The 16,825-nt window shown below is 39.2% G+C and carries 20 protein-coding genes and 2 pseudogenes; 19 read left to right on the plus strand and 3 right to left on the minus strand.

The features are described from left to right. Window positions 1-701 precede the first annotated feature (701 nt). Window positions 702-866: a hypothetical protein gene (locus ACR32F_RS15685; RefSeq protein ID WP_440119597.1), complete on the minus strand. Its 165-nt coding sequence runs from the start codon at window positions 864-866 to the stop codon at window positions 702-704. 224 nt (window positions 867-1,090) lie between these two features. Between ACR32F_RS15685 and ACR32F_RS15690 the strand changes: the two genes are divergently transcribed. From ACR32F_RS15690 to ACR32F_RS15700, 3 genes are all read left to right on the plus strand, one after another. Continuing rightward, complete coding sequence (locus ACR32F_RS15690) at window positions 1,091-1,705, plus strand: hypothetical protein (protein WP_440119598.1); 615 nt, start codon at window positions 1,091-1,093, stop codon at window positions 1,703-1,705. 334 nt (window positions 1,706-2,039) lie between these two features. Further along, window positions 2,040-2,630, plus strand: coding sequence for a hypothetical protein (locus ACR32F_RS15695; protein WP_440119891.1), 591 nt, complete (start codon window positions 2,040-2,042; stop codon window positions 2,628-2,630). Between the two features lie 277 nt (window positions 2,631-2,907). Further along, window positions 2,908-3,309 carry a DUF3888 domain-containing protein gene (locus ACR32F_RS15700; protein WP_440119600.1) on the plus strand — a complete coding sequence of 134 codons (402 nt, stop codon included), beginning with the start codon at window positions 2,908-2,910 and terminating at the stop codon, window positions 3,307-3,309. A gap of 188 nt (window positions 3,310-3,497) precedes the next feature. On the opposite strand, the gene ACR32F_RS15705 is transcribed toward ACR32F_RS15700, so the two are convergent. Further along, on the minus strand, window positions 3,498-4,103 hold the full coding sequence (locus ACR32F_RS15705) for a GNAT family N-acetyltransferase (RefSeq protein ID WP_440119601.1): 606 nt from the start codon (window positions 4,101-4,103) through the stop codon (window positions 3,498-3,500). Window positions 4,104-4,356: 253 nt separating this feature from the next. On the opposite strand from ACR32F_RS15705, the gene ACR32F_RS15710 reads away from it, so the two are divergent. The 8 genes from ACR32F_RS15710 (at window position 4,357) to ACR32F_RS15745 (ending at window position 11,022) form a co-directional block, all read left to right on the plus strand. Then, window positions 4,357-4,566: a hypothetical protein gene (locus tag ACR32F_RS15710; RefSeq protein ID WP_440119602.1), complete on the plus strand. Its 210-nt coding sequence runs from the start codon at window positions 4,357-4,359 to the stop codon at window positions 4,564-4,566. Further along, window positions 4,520-4,954, plus strand: coding sequence for a hypothetical protein (locus ACR32F_RS15715; RefSeq protein ID WP_440119604.1), 435 nt, complete (start codon window positions 4,520-4,522; stop codon window positions 4,952-4,954). The genes ACR32F_RS15710 and ACR32F_RS15715 overlap by 47 nt, the downstream gene beginning before the upstream one ends. Window positions 4,955-5,257: 303 nt before the next feature. Further along, a complete protein-coding gene (locus tag ACR32F_RS15720) occupies window positions 5,258-5,746 on the plus strand; it encodes an NUDIX hydrolase (RefSeq protein WP_440119605.1) in 489 nt (162 codons plus the stop codon). 162 nt (window positions 5,747-5,908) lie between these two features. Next, window positions 5,909-6,280: a DUF2750 domain-containing protein gene (locus tag ACR32F_RS15725; RefSeq protein ID WP_440119607.1), complete on the plus strand. Its 372-nt coding sequence runs from the start codon at window positions 5,909-5,911 to the stop codon at window positions 6,278-6,280. A gap of 63 nt (window positions 6,281-6,343) precedes the next feature. Then, complete coding sequence (locus tag ACR32F_RS15730) at window positions 6,344-7,078, plus strand: hypothetical protein (RefSeq protein ID WP_440119608.1); 735 nt, start codon at window positions 6,344-6,346, stop codon at window positions 7,076-7,078. Window positions 7,079-7,170: 92 nt separating this feature from the next. Continuing rightward, entirely contained in the window at window positions 7,171-8,523 is a 1,353-nt protein-coding gene (locus ACR32F_RS15735; protein WP_440119610.1) for a glucoamylase family protein, read from the plus strand. Window positions 8,524-8,906: 383 nt separating this feature from the next. Then, entirely contained in the window at window positions 8,907-9,425 is a 519-nt protein-coding gene (locus ACR32F_RS15740) for an RNA polymerase sigma factor (RefSeq protein WP_440119611.1), read from the plus strand. Then, window positions 9,409-11,022: a DUF4179 domain-containing protein gene (locus tag ACR32F_RS15745; RefSeq protein ID WP_440119612.1), complete on the plus strand. Its 1,614-nt coding sequence runs from the start codon at window positions 9,409-9,411 to the stop codon at window positions 11,020-11,022. Before ACR32F_RS15740 ends, ACR32F_RS15745 begins: the two co-directional genes overlap by 17 nt. 120 nt (window positions 11,023-11,142) lie before the next feature. Here ACR32F_RS15745 and ACR32F_RS15750 read toward each other — a convergent pair whose 3' ends face one another. After that, window positions 11,143-12,006 carry a LysR family transcriptional regulator gene (locus tag ACR32F_RS15750; protein WP_440119613.1) on the minus strand — a complete coding sequence of 288 codons (864 nt, stop codon included), beginning with the start codon at window positions 12,004-12,006 and terminating at the stop codon, window positions 11,143-11,145. A gap of 224 nt (window positions 12,007-12,230) precedes the next feature. Here ACR32F_RS15750 and ACR32F_RS15755 point away from each other — a divergent pair, with 224 nt between their 5' ends. From ACR32F_RS15755 to ACR32F_RS15790, 8 genes and pseudogenes are all read left to right on the plus strand, one after another. Beyond that, window positions 12,231-12,593 carry a cupin domain-containing protein gene (locus tag ACR32F_RS15755; RefSeq protein ID WP_440119614.1) on the plus strand — a complete coding sequence of 121 codons (363 nt, stop codon included), beginning with the start codon at window positions 12,231-12,233 and terminating at the stop codon, window positions 12,591-12,593. Window positions 12,594-12,678: 85 nt separating this feature from the next. Beyond that, window positions 12,679-13,044: a cupin domain-containing protein gene (locus ACR32F_RS15760; protein ID WP_440119893.1), complete on the plus strand. Its 366-nt coding sequence runs from the start codon at window positions 12,679-12,681 to the stop codon at window positions 13,042-13,044. Window positions 13,045-13,752: 708 nt separating this feature from the next. Then, on the plus strand, window positions 13,753-14,625 hold the full coding sequence (locus ACR32F_RS15765; protein WP_440119615.1) for an AraC family transcriptional regulator: 873 nt from the start codon (window positions 13,753-13,755) through the stop codon (window positions 14,623-14,625). 417 nt (window positions 14,626-15,042) lie between these two features. Next, the gene (locus ACR32F_RS15770) at window positions 15,043-15,351 is read left to right on the plus strand and encodes a PadR family transcriptional regulator (protein ID WP_272907538.1); all 309 of its coding nucleotides are present in this window, start codon (window positions 15,043-15,045) and stop codon (window positions 15,349-15,351) included. Further along, window positions 15,348-15,695: a DUF1048 domain-containing protein gene (locus ACR32F_RS15775; RefSeq protein ID WP_440119616.1), complete on the plus strand. Its 348-nt coding sequence runs from the start codon at window positions 15,348-15,350 to the stop codon at window positions 15,693-15,695. The genes ACR32F_RS15770 and ACR32F_RS15775 overlap by 4 nt, the downstream gene beginning before the upstream one ends. 12 nt (window positions 15,696-15,707) lie before the next feature. Then, window positions 15,708-16,052 (plus strand): DUF1048 domain-containing protein, encoded by a 345-nt coding sequence (locus tag ACR32F_RS15780; RefSeq protein ID WP_440119617.1) that lies wholly within the window; start codon window positions 15,708-15,710, stop codon window positions 16,050-16,052. An 11-nt stretch (window positions 16,053-16,063) separates the two neighbouring features. Beyond that, window positions 16,064-16,198 (plus strand): annotated as a pseudogene (locus tag ACR32F_RS15785) (ABC transporter ATP-binding protein); the annotation flags it as partial. Next, window positions 16,198-16,700, plus strand: a pseudogene (locus ACR32F_RS15790) (ABC transporter permease); the annotation flags it as partial. The pseudogenes ACR32F_RS15785 and ACR32F_RS15790, both read left to right, overlap by 1 nt. Window positions 16,701-16,825 lie beyond the last annotated feature (125 nt).

Genomic DNA, 16,825 nt, shown 5'->3' on the forward strand with positions numbered 1-16,825 from the left:
CAAGAATATAATTATTTGGCCCACTTCAGGCACCCTTGTCGCTTCACATATTACTTCTGGCTGGTAATCACTTACTCTGTCTTTAACCGGCTAATCTCTTGGGGGTGGAAGTCCATGGAACTGGTGTAGGTCACCACACGAAATGATAAAAAAAACAGCACAAAGCATTGTAAATCAAGGGGAATTCCCACAAGAAAAGATAAAACTATGATTTACAAACGAATGTTCCTGTTTCAGGGAGGTGATTTTCACCATTCATTTTGATAAACGCCGGAATTTGGCATTTTGTTTCTTATCATTACTATGGCAATGATAGTGGTTACAGTGCAACTAAAGTTCCCACATGTAATGATAAAATGTACAGAGAAAATGATAATGAACTATAAGAAAAAGCTTGGTATATCAGGCTTTTTTACTTTTTAATGATAAACAGCGAGCTGAATTTCCTTATATATTGAAACACTGTGTTCTCTTTCCCATGAATGATCACGTATAAACAAACATCTTAGAATCTGGCGAGAAGAGGTGTCTCGAAAAAAATAGGGATTCAAATAAAGAATAATACTAGAGGGGAGACCTAATGATTTCTATTGAAATTATGCAAAAGGGAAAGTGCGAGGCGGAGAGTGAAGTCAGTTAAGCCTAATTAAAAAGAGATAGGCTGAATGAACTACACGTGGATTCTAGTCAGTCTATCCAAATTACACATCTTCATCGCTCCGATCTTTTGATTTAAGATTACGAGACATTTTTCTTAATCTTCTTGAATTTTCAATATCTCTTCTAACTTTGCTTTTTGATGTATTATTTTGAATTTTAAGAAGAATAAGTATTATTACACCTAACAATATTATTATAAATAACATATGCTGAGCCCCCTTAGTTATCAATTATATGCGAAATAATTTTTTTTTTAAACAGTCTTGTTTTTTTTGTTTACATATATTTCATTATTATGGTATTTTATTAAAGGGAATCCAAAAAAATATAATTTGAGGGAGAGAAAAACTTCAAAAAGACTATTCACCGTTTGTTACTCGCGACAGTCTTAACAGCATTTTCTTTATCGAGCGCAGGTATAGTAGGCGCAGTGCCAAATGAGTCAGCAACATACGATGGATTAACAGCAAAACAAATTACAGATTATACAAAGAGATTTGATGAACTTGGAGTAAAAGAGGAAAAAAGGGCTGGGCTTTTGGATAAATTATCCAAAGGAGAGCCTTTGGATTCTGACCAAGTCCTATTCAGAGCTCAGGGTGAAATTGAGAGTGATGTTACAAAAAGTACTTATGTTAATTCAGAGGGGAAAACAGTTGAAAGTACCGTAGAGGAATTTCCAGATGGATCAATTACCACTTATGTTCTTACACATGATCAAGTAACATGCGGGACTGGATATTGTAACTATAAAAAAACTAAAGTTTCTGGAGGAAGCATAACTAGTTCAGCATACTTCTACGTTGATTTCACCTTAGTTAATGGTGGAATGGATTACGTCAGTGCTAAATATGACTACAATATTCAAGTTGTTGCTGGATCGTACGATAGCGAAAATCTTACAACTGTAAAAGCAACAGAAAGTTTAAGTGGACCAGCAAAAGTGAGTCTAAGATGGAAGTATTCAGGTGGAGGACTTACCACTACTCAGTACTTGCATTTTTATGTGGGAAATGATACCCCTTCTTCTGAATTTGTAAAATAATATTAAGATGTTCTAAAGGAACGTGGGATATCACAATGTGTTGTTAAAACAAAAGATTAAATGTTTAGAAACAAGAACGTTTATTACTAAAAGTCGCTAATGAAGCGGCTTTTTTATTTAGCTTGGTTTCGTTATATAGACAACAAGGAATATGAGAATACCTCGAATAAGAAGGATCTTTAGTCAAATCGTGGCTTGTTTACTGTGAACGACACGAATAAAAAGCTTCAGCTGTCGGTTTATTTTGTTAAGCTAACGGGCATGTAATTTAGTGATGGTGGAGAATAACCTTCTTTTAGAATCGATAACAAAGGAGAGATCAAACTTGAAACGAATGCCTTTTGAACGCCCGACGGAGCATTATGACGAACGAATTTCTAAAATCGACGAACAAATTTGTGAAATGTTGAAACTTCGAAAACAGCTTTCAAATAACAATCCTGGTTTCCCACCATTTGAATATATCTCTAAATGGGCTGAAACTTTTGAACTCTACGAAGATTTTCTAAAAGTCGTTTTTGGAACTTTTAGAAGTGAAGAGCATTATAAACCAATGGTTGATCCATCAGATTTTAGAAAACATATACCCGTACTAAAGTCAGTCGAAGAAGGGATCTTCTTTTATACTTTAAATTCAATAAGGCAATATAGTAATGCAAGTGTAGTGACTTTTAATATTGATTGGGATGAGACTGAGGCACCCTCAATTTCTAATAACCACCGCCATTATGAATTGCAAATTGGAAAAGAGTATGATTGCCGAATGGTAAAAGGTGGTGGACATTCAGGTCATGCTTTTACTAATTATGTAATATCTCCGCCTTTACCCGATAAAACTTCAGGACTTGAACTAGCGTTCATAGAATATAGTAAGCCATTTAGTGACAAACAGACGGGAGCAAAGATTGTCTTTAGGCTGGAATAGCTCAACGAGCATGGATTAAACTAACGGGAAACGTTAGCTCAATAAAACTGAGAAGGCATCAAAGTGATCATCTGCTGTTTTCAACTAGCGGACGGACAATAGGAGCGTTGCAGAAATGCTGACGCTCCTTTTTTGTATACCTTTACAGAAAGTGGAGAACACGAAAAATATATTAGGATGATGAGCTCCTCATTAAGCTAACGGGCAGGTTAGCATAATAAATTATCTTCATTTAGTGAAAACTACCCTTAAAAATCTGGGGATGAGGGTTTCAGAAATGAAAAGATTTATGGGATCATTGCTAACAGTCATCATTTTCTTGATGGTAATCCAGCCCATTTGTGCAAAGCCAAACGATGAACCATTGAAACGGCTTGTACTTACTTTGTTAGCTCCAAAAATACAGGAACAGATTAACCACTACTACAAAAATAAATTAACTGTATCACCTACGTTTACGCCTTTTTTGGATGGAACTGATGTAGACGTTAAATATCATTCTTCACATATTGATGTTCAGGTTAAAACTATCCCGTACGTAGGACCTCATTTGGATGTTGGACTCGACTCAATGAGGTTTAGTATAGATAACTCGGGATCAATAGTGGTTCTTGAGTATAAGCACATTAGGGATTATGACCTGCCTCCTAACTGGCAAGAAATCATTAAAACTCATTGAACTAACGAAGAAACTTTAGCTCAATAATACAAAGAAAGCCAGATCAACGTGATCGGCTGCTTTTGTTCAAGTAACGGGCAGGGTAGCTCAATAAAGGCCCTTGTTACGATGGGCTTTTATTGAGCTTACCAATGGCATTTGGCTAGGAAAATATCAGGGTGCTTCTTTTTTCCCTTTTGTACAAACATCTATCTTGTGTTTTTTGGCGAGTATTTTATATGGATCATATGTTCAAGAGTGCTTTTTACCTCAGGCCAGTCGTTATCCGTAATGCTATAAAAAACATTGTCATGAAATCTACCTTGAGTATCCCGCCTATGCTTCCTAAATATGCCTTCTTTAGTTGCCCCAATCCGTTCTATCGCTCGCTGTGACCTTATGTTATAGCCGCTGATGGAAAATTGCACGCGGACTAGCGCTAATTGTTCGAAGCAATAATTTAACAGTAAAAACTTACATTCCGTATTTACACCTGTACGCCAGTAAGTTGGTGTTAGCCATGTCCAGCCGATTTCCGCATTTTGATTGATCATATCAATATCTCCGATTCTTGTGGTTCCAATAATTTTTTCCGACATGAGTTCGACGATGACGAAAGGGAGTTGGGTGCCATGAAGCTGGTTTTGTATGGCTTGTTCGATTAAATGCTTAATATCATCATATGTTGCATTTTTTCTCCAAGTAAATTCCCATATGTTTGGATTCATCAGTGTTTCAAGTAAATCTTCTTTATGTTTAGATTCTAGGGGTAAGAGTTTTATTGTCTTGCCTATTAAAGTAACATTTTGATTCATGTCATTTACACCTCCGATTCCGTTGTGATTCATTATCTTAACGTGGTGGGATTAGTATATATTTATTGGTATCGACGTTGAATGCATTAACCGTTGAATTATTGTACTTTCATGTATCACAAATTCCCTACAGGTGTTCTATTAAGTTCAACTAACGAGCAGGAAGTTTAGTGAAGGTGGAGGATAAATTCAGATAGAATTCAATAACAAAACCAAGGTAACTTAATAAATTTTAGTTATAAAGGGAAGATCAATGTTGAAACGAATTCCTTTTGAACGTCCAACGGAGCATTATGACGAACGAATTTATAAAATTGACGAACAAATTTGTGAAATGTTAAAACTTCGGAAGCAGCTTTCAAATAACAATCCTGGTTTCCCGCCATTTGAATATATCTCTAAATGGGCTGAAACTTTTGAACGAGGATTTTCTGAAACTCGTTTTTGGAACATTGAGAAGTGAAGAGCATTATAAACCAATGGTTGGTCCATCGGACTTTAGAAAACATGTACCCGTACTAATGTCAGTCGAAGAAGGGAACTTCTTTTATACTTTAAATTCAATAAGGCAATATAGTAATGCAAATGTAGTGACTTTTAATATTGATTGGGATGAGGCTGAGGTACCCTCAATTCAAAATGGTCTACACCATTTTGAATTGCAAATTGGAGAAGAATATGATTGCCGAGTGGTAAAAGGTGGTGGACATTCAGGTCATGCTTTTACTAATTATGTAATATCTCCGCCATTACCAGATAAGACATCAGGACTTGAATTAACGTTCATAGAATATTGTAAGCCATTCAGTGACAAGAAGACGGGAACAAAGATTGTCTTTAGGCTGGAATAGCTTCAACGAGCATCAATTAGTCTAACGTAGAAATGTTAGCTTAAAGCATCCTCGTGATCAACTGCGGTTTACAACTAGTGGATGATAATAGGGATCGTTGCAGAAATGCTGACGATCCTTTGTATATACCTTTAGGGACGGTAGTGAACGAAGAAATTATATTAGAGTGATGATGCCTCATTAAGCCAACGGGCAGGTTGGTTCAATCATGCCGGCAGTATCTTTTAGAAATTCACAAAGGCAGGAAAGTGTAGGAATTGTGTGGAATAAATATACAACTTTATCTTATTTGGAGGTTGTAAAATGGCGTTCCCGACACATATTGTATCTGCAGGCGGAATTGTAGAAGATAGAACTGGAAATATCCTTTTAGTAAAAGCTCATGACGATGGTTGGGTGTATCCTGGTGGGATAACTGAAGTAGGAGAAAACCTGATTGATGGCGTCATTCGTGAAATCAAAGAGGAAAGTGGAATAGATGCCACGGTTAGCCATTTGATTAGTGTTGTTTCGAATACAGCAATCCATAAGTGGTATGACGGTGTGACTGATGTCCCTACAAAGGTCATGTTTGATTTCGTGTGTAAAGCTGTGGGTGGAGAGTTAGCGACTTCTAATGAAACAAGCGAATGTAGGTGGGTACCAAAGGAAAATGTTCTGGATTTGATTACTTTACCTGGAATCCGCATGCGTTATGAAGCTTATTTGAGCTTTAACGGATCTGTGAATTATATGGAGTATGTAACTGCGTCAACGACAGAATTTGATGTCAAGCTTCAAAGAAGTGTTTAGTTGTACTAGGGTATAGTGTATTAAGCAAACGGGGAACGATAGCTCAATAAAAAAACAAGGAAGCAACTGACCATGTGATCGGCTGCTTTTGTTCAACTAACGGGCAGGTTAGTTGAATGAAATTAACTTATTAGAGTGACTTTCTGTCGAGGGACAAGAACATTGTACCAATCAAAGTTGGTATTATCCCCTTTAAGTAGACACTTAAAAAAACCTTCATGTTATCATGGGGGTTCAAGTGACACTTGGAGGGGATATTTTTATGGCGAAAAAAGGGCAAACATTTCAGACGTATACCGAAGAATTCAAATTGAATGCAATAATGGTAACAAATTACTTCCATTTTGGCCTAAAAAGGAATTTGCAGAGTACTGTGCAGTGGATGAATGGGAAATATACTCAAGTGAAAGCATGGAGTTGTATGAGTTCATGGACGAATTTTTGCCCAACTTACGTATAGAGGACGTAGTCAATGGTAGGTTTGTGACTGGAGAATGGGACCCGTATTATAATGAGTTAATTTATACAGGTTAGTATATGTGTTTTGGACCTTGATTTGCTTATTGACTTCAAGTTTTTTTATCTGAGGAGGATCAGATGTATCTCAAAGAATTTGAATTAGATTTACCATATATTGTAGATGATGAAAATGTTGAATCAATAATAAAATCACAAAAATGTGACTACAACGAAGCAACAAAGTTAGATTATGAGTTAAATTGGAAATGGAAAAGACGTTCGTTCAGATTAGAAACTCGGTGCATTACAGCTATGTATGAACGTTTGTTTGGGAAATATAAAACGAAAGATTGTTGGAAAGTTCTTATAGAATGCGTAGAAAACATTTCGGACGAAAGGATTGTTAACAACTCAGGTGTTTATTCGGTGCCAATCCAATGTAGGTTGAATGATTTTGGTGCAAAAAGTGAGTTAGAGAAAAAAAGGACTACGCTTCAATTACTTATGGACGGGATAGAGAAACTTAGTCTAAACAATAATTGGGATGTTAAGCCATTTAGAGAGATAGCCTTGCATATAGAGGAGTTAGGTTATGTAAATGAATGGACTTGGAAAAAAACCATAAAGAGTCCTAATAAGAAGTACAATGCTAAAGTCATATGCCATCATCATGTAGAAAGCATGGATATATTTATATCTATTATTCACCGAGATGGTACACAGTTACTTTTAGAGAAGGTGATATCAGAACTACCCGATGAATTTGCCTATACTAGACATCTTGGTGAACTTAAATGGGTTTCTGATTTTGAGGTTGCTTTGGTTAATAAAAAAAGGGATGGAAAGGTATCGGTAACCCTAGAACAGACATGAAGAGAACAAAACGCAGGCGAATAAAAGATTTATTTCTATTGTTGACTTGGATGACAGATGAACGTTTCGAATCCACTTGGAGGGAGAAAATTATGAAAAAAGTAAAAAAAATTAGTTTTCTTTTAACTTTTTGTCTGTTAGCTACTCTAACTTTAACTCCTATGGTCTCAGCAGGTGACTCAAGAAATTTAATTGGATTTCGGGCAGAATTGAAAGCGATTGCTTATAAAACCTATACGTTTTTTGAGGACTATACGGATCAGAACACCGGATTGACTTATGATGAAGTACGAATCACTGAAAATGGAACTGAAGAAGCTAAACGTACCTCGCCCACAAATATCGGCATGTATATGATGAGTACAGTTTCAGCCCAACAATTGGGCATTATTTCTAAGAAAGAAGCTGTACATCGTATGCAAACAACTATAAATTCGCTTGAAAAGTTAGAAAAGTGGAACGGCCTGTTCTATAACTGGTATAACACAGATGACGGTTCAGTGAAGAAAGATTGGGGACAATTTATCTCTCAAGTAGATAATGGATGGCTATCGGCAGGTTTAATTGTCGTTGGGCAAGCCTATGAAGAACTTTATGGACAAACAAGCGAGTTGATTAAGAATATGAATTATACACCGTTATATGATCCTGAAGTCGGCCAATTCTACGGAGGATATGATGTGTCTAAAGGCCAACTTACGGATCACCATTACGGAATGTTTTATACGGAACCACGTGTTGCGAGCTATATTGCGATCGGAAAAGGGGACGTTCCACAAGAACATTGGTGGAAGTTGTACCGCACACTGCCTAAAGAGTGGGATTGGCAAGCTCAGGTTCCACAAGGACAAAACATCCAGTACGATGAAGTGAGTGTCTTTGAAGGAAGCTATGTATACAATGGTACGAAGTTTGTGCCAAGCTGGGGAGGTAGCATGTTTGAGGGCCTTATGCCTGGGATGGTTTTGAAAGAAAAAGAACTCGGTACAAAAGCTCTGGGTTTGAACAATAAACGTCATGTAGAGCTGCAAATCGAATATGCCAAAGAAAAAGGATATCCCGCATGGGGGTTTTCACCTGCTGCAACTCCGACAGGATACAGTGAATTTGCAGCAACGCCGCTGGGTACCTCAGGTTATAAAGACGGGGCAACGGTAACAGCACACGCAACATTCCTTGCCCTGGAGTATGCCCCTGAAGCTGTTCGGAAGAACATTAGAACGTTAAAGAATTTCAAAATGTATAACAAATACGGGTTCTATGACTCCGTTAATGTTGAAACTGGAGAACTTGCAAAAGCCTATCTTGCACTTGATCAAGGGATGATTATGGTGTCTATCGCTAACTATCTTCAAGATGGCATTATACGCGATTATTTTCACAGTGATGTGATCGGCCAAATCCCGGAAGAACTATTGAAAAAAGAAGTATTTTCTATCCAATAAAAGAAGGCCTATGAATTTTAAATATGAACTCGATTCAAAGCTCCTCTGATTGATGAGTATAACTTACCATACTGATTGTTCAAAACGGAACGAGGCATGGCTTCATCCTGCTCCGTTCCGTTTGCGTTTTCTTTCCACTTCCGTAAATCATGGTGATTGGGAACATTCATGGGTGTGAAAATTGATACAGTGGATAATTCCGGTGGGTCTGTTGAAATCAACTTGTCTGAAACTTATTTAGAGTTACGATTCAAGTCGCTAATTCAGCGGCTTTTTTTAATGAATCAAGAAATTGTCCTGAGAGAGGAAAAGTTAACCAAAATGAACGATTACATAGCCTTATCCGTCTTATGTATGAGAACAACAAAAGGGGGTGCTGGAGAATGAATGATCGAGAGATTTTCGAAATGTATAAAGAGCAAGTATATTTTTTTTGTTACTACTTAATGAAAAATCAAGCGGATGCTGAGGATATTTGCCAAGAGGTATTTGTCAAAGTAATCTTGGCAGACCGAACTAAGGTAAGAAACTTGAAATCGTGGATTTTACGAATAGCTTCAAATGAGTGTAACAGTGTTATGAGAAGACGTAAAACAGGATGGATGAAAGAAGTGCGCCATTATTTGTTATCCAAAACACAGGACTATAACCCCGTCGAAGAATGCCTAAACCATCGGGAAACAAAAGATGAGCTACATGGGTTATATAGTGAACTCCCTGACAAAATTAGAATGGTGGTTGTGCTTCGATTTATCAACGAATTGACTGTACCTGAGATTTCCAAAGTGATGAATATTCCCGAAGGAACTGTAAAATCCAGATTAAACAAGGGGCTAAAACTTCTTAATACAATGGTTGAACCTCAACTAAAGGAGATGAGAAGTAATGAATCGGTTTATTGAAAATGTGAAGAGTACGCCTAAGCCGGATTATGATTTGATGTGGACAGCCATAGAAAATGAAGCACACAATCGCCGAGACAATCTGCAAACTTTGCAGAAGGCTACTCGGCATCGCGGTAAAGCTATTCCGATCAGTGTCGTTTTCTCTTGTTTCTTACTTGTCGCCATTCCTGTATTCGCCAGTGTGACGATTGATTGGGACCGGATCGGAGGAGGTCGTACCGTTGCGAATGCATTGAAGAACGGGATCGGCCAGCAGTATGATCTTCATTCCTCCAGTTCAGGTGTGACCATGAATTTGAATGGTGTGGTGACGGATGGGGAAAAAATGAAGATGCTCATATCTCTGGACACTCCAACTGATCTGACGCAATATACTGGATTTGCTACAGAGATAAATACCTTGACAAGTGACAACGAATCGAAGGCAAAAGTGTATGGTATTTTAGGATACGATCCGGACAGCCAGAAACTCGTTGGGGTGTATGAAACTCCTGATACCTTAAAGGATGATACAAAAGAGTATACGTTCGAAGCACAAAATCTTATTTTTTACCGTGATCGGAATATTCCCTTAAAATCTAATCATCAACCCGGAGATACAATGGTTACGGGAGTTGCACAGTATCCAACGATCCATATTGAATCCGTTAGACAGGATGGAGATCAAACCGTTGTCCGTTATAAAGTCGCTGCTTCGCCATCCGACTTAGGACGTGGTAATCCTCATTTGGTCGTTCATACCGGTGATCAAGAATTAAACGCAATTCCTACTATTTTGCCGAACAAAGATAAAGATCTGTTTATTGAACAGGTATTCAATATGACCAAAAAAGACTGGACAGATGCGAGTATTCAGTTTAGTTACATGGAAGAAGAAAAACAGACGGGCACTTGGAAGTTTGATTTTAGAGCTGATGGCAAAAAAGCAAGTGAGGCTATCTACAGGAAGGCATTACCTACTAATACTGAATTCCAAGAAAAAACAGGTATCACTTTAGAACAACTTGCGGTTACTCCTTTAGATATCCAAATTTTAATAGACGAAGAAGGTTCTCTTAAGAATGGAATTGCTCACTATCAAACGGTTCAGCTGGGTATAGGGGATAACATCATTTCTGGGGACAGGAATTTGAAAGGAGACCTTCCGGGAAGCTATCAGCATTTATTTCAATTTGAATCTCCAGAGTGGTACAAAAGTTGGTCTAATGTTCCAATGAAGCTGATATTAAAAGATGCTGTCGTTGAGAAAAGGGATACGACGACAAACTGGACTACACTAAACAAACCAAAACAAGAAAAGCAGTACACCAAAATCAATGTCGATGGACTTGAAATTCAGTTCACGTATTATACAGAAGGGAGCAGTTTGATTGTAGAATCACATTCCGAGTCTCCAGGCTTCAAAGGCGTTAACCAAACTACGTTACGGATTAATGGCAAAGAAGTCGTACCTGAAATTATACCTAAGGGTATGGTATCTAAAAAAATAAATATTGACAGGTATAGCGGCATTCCTTTGAATGAGGTAATTGAACTAAACCCTGGTATTTATAAATACGCCGATCCTGATCGGGACATAGAAGTTAAACTATAATTCAGCCAGGATACTAAAAAGAGTCCACAATAAGGTGGATTCTTTTTAGTGCCATGAAATTTTCATATTTGTAATGAGTAAACCTACGAATAATACTCTAAGTGGGCATATAGCAACAAATCACAGATTAGTTATGCCCACCAATTCCATAAATCGAGAGAGAGCACTGGTCATGTACGAGTCACGACGCCTTATAAACACCGTGGGCACTGTTCTGTACGATTCCGGTAATGGATGACAGCTGAGTCTTCCTTCCATGCGTGATTCAACCATAGATACGGGTAAAACAGTGACTCCTAACCCGTTCTCAACGCATTTAAGAACACCCTCCAGTGTGCCGTATTCCATCACCTTCATAGGGGCATACCCATTGTCCTCGAGCCATCGCTGCCAACGTCCCAAATAGATGCAATGCGCGAATGACGAAAGCAGCGGTTCATGTAAAATCAATTCTAATTGAAATGGTTCCAGAGAGTAGCTTGTAATCAAAACTAGAGATTCTTCAAAGACAGGGTATTCAACAATCTCCGGATGAAGAATTGGCCCATCCACAAATGCGCCGTCTACCTTATATTCGAGAATGGTACTTACTTGATCTACAGTAGGTGCCATATATAAGCTTAATTCTACTTGTGGAAAATTCTTGTGATATTGTGTGAAAATCAATGGCAATCGTGTAGAAGCAGTTGACTCCATAGCTCCAATGCGCAAAGTTCCCCGCGGGGCAGAAGAAAGCTTAACTGCCTCAATCGCTTCCTCGAAATCGTAAAGCAACTTGTTTACATGCGGCAACAGTTCACGTCCTGCAGGCGTTAAGGATACCTTCTTATGATATCGATATAATAGAGGAACGTCCAACTCTTGCTCAAGACGTTGTATTCGTGCAGTAACGTTGGACTGTACATAATTCAATTTCTCAGCAGCTTTGGTAATACTCTGTTCAATGGCTACTGCCTTAAACACCTCCAAAGATTTAAAATCCAAAACAACTCTCTCCTTTTTGCATCACATATTATGATGATCTATATACTTTTCTTTGATTTTACGTGATGCATCATAGTATGTAAACTTAATGAATCAGAGGGATTAACACTATTGCCAATGGGTTGAGTATCTCGTTATCTGATGATGAGAATGTGAATGGAAAAAAGGAGATTCTAGCCGGGGCAAAATGCAGCCCACGTTATCAATAATGAGGAGGGAATCTCATGATTTCAAAGGTAAATGTACAAGATAAATTGCTGCAAATCAATGATTATTTTAATCCCAGAATAAGTGGAGAGTTGAATGATTCTTACGTGAAAATGGTAAAGATAAAGGGAGAATTCATTTGGCATCACCATGATCACGAGGACGAAATGTTCTTCGTATGGAAAGGGAGACTACTAATCCGTTTGAGAGACGGTGAAATAGCTGTTAACGAAGGAGAGTTTGTTATTATACCTAAAGGAGTTGAACATCAGCCAATTGCAGAAGAAGAGGCCCATTTACTCTTAATCGAACCAAAAACTACTCTAAACACGGGAAATGTAGCGAATGAACGAACCGTTTCGATTCCACAACGGATTTGATGAAACGCTTATCAATGAATTATTTATGCTTATTTTGAATCAATAGTTTAAAGCCTTAAAGCCAAAATAAAAAGGAGTGTTTAACATTAGTTACCAACCTATTAATTTTAATGAGAAATTATCTAAGTTCAATGAACATTGGTCTCCGAAAGTCATTGGTGAAATGAATGACTATCAATTTAAATTGGTTAAAATCGAAGGCGATTTTGTATGGCACGATCATCAAGATACCGATGAGGTGTTTATCGTGATCAAAGGGGAGATGTTTATCGATTTCCGCGATGGCCAAGTAAAGATTTCCCAAGGAGAGATGTTTATTGTACCAAGAGGGGTCGAACACAAAACTTTTGCGCACCAGGAATGTCATATCATGATGGTAGAGCCCAAGGGAGTAGTAAACACGGGCGAAACTGAGTCAGAATTAACAGCAGTCAATGATATTTGGATCTAATGAAGTTGATGAAACAACACAAACATACTGTCAGGATACAAAAAAATTGTTCCATTGAAAGCCGCTAATGCAGCGGCTTTTTTTATGGAATTAAGAACTTGTTGCGAGGTGAGGAAAGTATAACCGAAATGAACATTACATAGCCAGTATATATGGAAGGATTTTAATATATCCATTACGAAGCTGATTGGCTATAATGCAAAAGGATATAAAAGAAAGATAGAACTTATCTAAATCCTGCTGTCTGGAAAGTTATTACCGTAACATCTTTTCTGTGGGATATATCATTCACAATGCTTCTAAAAGACTACGAAGGTGAAGAAATCCTGGAAGAACTACCTATTGTAACGAGAAGATTCTGGATGTTGCTAACATTCGTTATTTTGATGGGACCACTTTACTATGGGCTGTTCAGATATTCTTTTCAATAAATGGTGCCCGTAACCTCCAAATTTCTATTTGTAGTTATCGAAGGACAAAAACATAGCCCCACTAAAAGTCGCTAAATTAGCGCTTTTTTTTGTTTTAACTGTAATTTAGACAAGTGCCTAGAGAGGATTGTTTCGGAAGACGAAAAACGTGTACGTTTCGAAGTTTTTGGGCTAAGCTTATCTCCCGTGAATAACAATGCCTGCAGAATGGTGCAGGGAATGTCGGATGAGAGGAGAAAGGCTTTGATATGCTTGGATCAACGAGGGAGGTAAGATCATGAATACACTAGCACGACTAAATGAGGGCTTGAGCTACATTGAGGAGAATCTAATGGATTCCGTGGATATGAAAGAGGTAGCACGAATTGCCTGCTGCTCGGAATACCATTTTACACGTATGTTTTCCTTTCTTAGCGGCATTACCTTGTCAGAGTATATTCGACGTCGGCGCTTGACGCTGGCAGCACTGGAACTAAGCCGGAATGACAGTAAAGTCATTGATGTTGCCCTCAAATTTGGATATACCTCTCCGGATTCCTTCGCTAGGGCTTTTCAAAGCATGCATGGGGTTACACCCTCCGAAGCGAGAAATCATGGTCCATCACTCAAGGCCTTCCCTCGGATGACATTTCAATTGACCATTCAAGGAGGAAGCGAAATGAACTATCGTATTGAAGACAAAGAGGCCTTTCGGATTGTAGGCATCAGCAAAAGGGTACCGATCGTATTTAACGGGGTCAACCCGGACATTGCTGCGATGTATCAACGTCTTACGCCGGAATTAATTGAGACGATTAAGGGATTATCCAATGTTCAGCCGACTGGGCTAATCAGTGCTTCGGCTCATTTTAGTGAGGAACGGATGGAGGAAAAGGGGGAACTGGATCATTATATCGGTGCAGCCACGACACAATCGGCTCCTGAAGGTTTGGCACAACTGGAAGTGCCTGCCTCGACGTGGGCAGTGTTTACTGCCGTTGGTCCTTTTCCGGATACGCTTCAAGACGTATGGGGACGAATCTATTCCGAGTGGTCTCCTTCTTCGGATTATGAGCTGAACGAAGGACCGGAAATCCTATGGAATGAGCACAAGGATGTCACTTCTCTGCAATACAAAAGCGAGATCTGGATACCGATACGGAAGCACTAAAGCTGCTGTTCCATCATTCCTATGATTTAGTAGGATACCAAGCCGTGAAAAAGGGGCCCGATTTGTTGAATAGATGTTTGCCGAAGTTGCATCGATTCGCATGACTCAATATGTGGGGCGAGGAGCAAGAACATAGTCCATTGAAAGTCGCTATTTTAGCGGCTTTTTTTGTTTTATCGCAAAAAAGACGACTGCTGAAAAAATGTTCCGATTACCGATTAGATAATACTTTACCTGCTTTTTCCTTATCTCTTCATTAAGCTGACGGGCAGGATCGTTGGAAATGTAAAATCTGTGTCAAAGATAACGCTGTTGACATATCATCTACTACGTGATACTTTATAGCAGTATTAAGTAACACTGCATACCTGTCATACAGAATAGTAAAGGGTGATTGTACTGGAAAATTTAACGGAAATGCTCAAAGGTGTGCTTGAGGGCTGTGTCCTTGAAATTATAAGCCGCCAAGAAACCTACGGCTACGAAATCACGCGACGGCTGAACGCCCTTGGCTTCACAGATGTCGTCGAGGGAACGGTGTACACCATCCTGATCCGGCTTGAAAAAAACAAGTTGGTGGAAACCACCAAGAAGCCTTCCGAAATGGGACCGCCGCGAAAGTTTTTCGCGATCAACGAAGCAGGGCATGAGGAACTGCGGAAGTTCTGGGCAAAATGGGAGTTCGTATCATCAAAAATGAACGAGTTAAAGGAGAAAAAACAATGAATTTTTGGGATAAAATCACCGGAAACGACATGACAAAAGAATTCAAAGCTTTTGAAGCGCGAGTCAAAAAGCTGCCGGCGGATTATCAAGCGGCATGGAAAGAAATTAATGGCCATCTTTGGCCACACTCCGATTTTACCGGACGCAACCTCATGCCAATTTTGGACGGTGTGCTTGGCCTGCTGGAAGAAACCGCAGGGGATGGGCAGAGTATCCAAGAGGTTTTAGGTGACGATATCAAAGGCTTCTGTTCTGCACTGGCTGGCGAAGAAGGGGCAAAGTCTTTTCGGGACAAGTGGCGCGAGCAACTCAACAATAATATTGCTAAAAAATTAGGTAAATAGGAGGAGAATACAATGAAAATCCGAGATATTATTGAAGGGAAAAAAGAGTGGCGAGCTCATGTCGCGCGTGTCAAAGCACTCCCGCAAGATTATCAGATTGTTTATAAAGAGATTCAAAAATATCTCTTTAAGGTTGGCCCTGTTGGGCTAACCGACGGGATAGATTTGCTCTCGGGAATTGTCGATCTTTTTGAAGAGGGCACGGCCGTGGGGAAAGGGGTGCTCGAAGTGACGGGCAGTGACGTAGCCGCTTTTTGCGATGAACTAATCAAAGATTCAAAAACTTACGCTGACCTCTATCAAGAATCTGTTGACCAAGAAGTTAAAAGGGGGCTTCGGGATGGAAAAAGCAATTGAAGTGAAAGGTGGGAAGGATTATCGCGGGCGGCACGCTCGCGGAACTGAAAAAGCTGTTTCCATCCCCAAAGGTAGAGTATGTTGAAAAACAGCCGACATTAGAGGAAATGTTCCTCGCAATCATCGGTAAGAAGGAGGCCATCTAATGGAGACAACAATGAAACATTTCTTCAGCGACATGAGCGTCATGCTCGGTCGTTCCATGCGCCATATTTTCCGCAGTATGGATACTATCTTCACGGTCTGTATCACTCCGATTGCAATGATGCTGCTGTTCGTCTATGTGCTTGGTGGCGCAATCGAAACCGGTACGGATAACTATGTAAACTACCTGTTGCCTGGCATAATGCTCATGGCTATTGCCAGTGGGGTGGCTTACGTTGCTTACCGCCTGTTTATGGATAAACAACGGGGCATCATTGAGCGGTTCCACTCCATGCCGATTGCGCGTTCCACTGTGCTGTGGGGGCATGTGCTAACCTCGGTGGTATCCAACGTCATTTCTATTGTCGTCATCATTCTCGTAGCGCTCATTATGGGATTTCGCTCCTCAGCAGGGTACTATCTTGGTTTGCCATAGCAGGTATACTCGTGCTGTTTACGCTGGCTTTGACTTGGGTCGCAGCTATTGCCGGACTGTCCACAAAGCCAAGTGTAATCTTCATTAATCGGTTCAATTGATTATAAAGAGTCAACACTTACGATGGCAGAAAGAAATAAACGACATTTAATGTTAACTATTTAATTGTTTCCTATTCGTTTAATCGGATAAA

The organism is Paenibacillus hebaui (assembly GCF_051934385.1).
GTDB lineage: Bacteria > Bacillota > Bacilli > Paenibacillales > Paenibacillaceae > Paenibacillus.

Excerpts from the sequence above, each read along its gene's own strand:
- ACR32F_RS15685 (WP_440119597.1), bottom strand. The coding sequence starts at position 866 with ATGTTATTTATAATAATATTGTTAGGTGTAATAATACTTATTCTTCTT.
- ACR32F_RS15695 (WP_440119891.1), top strand. The coding sequence starts at position 2,040 with ATGCCTTTTGAACGCCCGACGGAGCATTATGACGAACGAATTTCTAAA.
- ACR32F_RS15700 (WP_440119600.1), top strand. The coding sequence starts at position 2,908 with ATGAAAAGATTTATGGGATCATTGCTAACAGTCATCATTTTCTTGATG.
- ACR32F_RS15705 (WP_440119601.1), bottom strand. The coding sequence starts at position 4,103 with ATGAATCAAAATGTTACTTTAATAGGCAAGACAATAAAACTCTTACCC.
- ACR32F_RS15710 (WP_440119602.1), top strand. The coding sequence starts at position 4,357 with ATGTTGAAACGAATTCCTTTTGAACGTCCAACGGAGCATTATGACGAA.
- ACR32F_RS15720 (WP_440119605.1), top strand. The coding sequence starts at position 5,258 with ATGGCGTTCCCGACACATATTGTATCTGCAGGCGGAATTGTAGAAGAT.
- ACR32F_RS15730 (WP_440119608.1), top strand. The coding sequence starts at position 6,344 with ATGTATCTCAAAGAATTTGAATTAGATTTACCATATATTGTAGATGAT.
- ACR32F_RS15735 (WP_440119610.1), top strand. The coding sequence starts at position 7,171 with ATGAAAAAAGTAAAAAAAATTAGTTTTCTTTTAACTTTTTGTCTGTTA.
- ACR32F_RS15740 (WP_440119611.1), top strand. The coding sequence starts at position 8,907 with ATGAATGATCGAGAGATTTTCGAAATGTATAAAGAGCAAGTATATTTT.
- ACR32F_RS15745 (WP_440119612.1), top strand. The coding sequence starts at position 9,409 with ATGAATCGGTTTATTGAAAATGTGAAGAGTACGCCTAAGCCGGATTAT.
- ACR32F_RS15755 (WP_440119614.1), top strand. The coding sequence starts at position 12,231 with ATGATTTCAAAGGTAAATGTACAAGATAAATTGCTGCAAATCAATGAT.
- ACR32F_RS15765 (WP_440119615.1), top strand. The coding sequence starts at position 13,753 with ATGAATACACTAGCACGACTAAATGAGGGCTTGAGCTACATTGAGGAG.
- ACR32F_RS15770 (WP_272907538.1), top strand. The coding sequence starts at position 15,043 with ATGCTCAAAGGTGTGCTTGAGGGCTGTGTCCTTGAAATTATAAGCCGC.
- ACR32F_RS15775 (WP_440119616.1), top strand. The coding sequence starts at position 15,348 with ATGAATTTTTGGGATAAAATCACCGGAAACGACATGACAAAAGAATTC.
- ACR32F_RS15780 (WP_440119617.1), top strand. The coding sequence starts at position 15,708 with ATGAAAATCCGAGATATTATTGAAGGGAAAAAAGAGTGGCGAGCTCAT.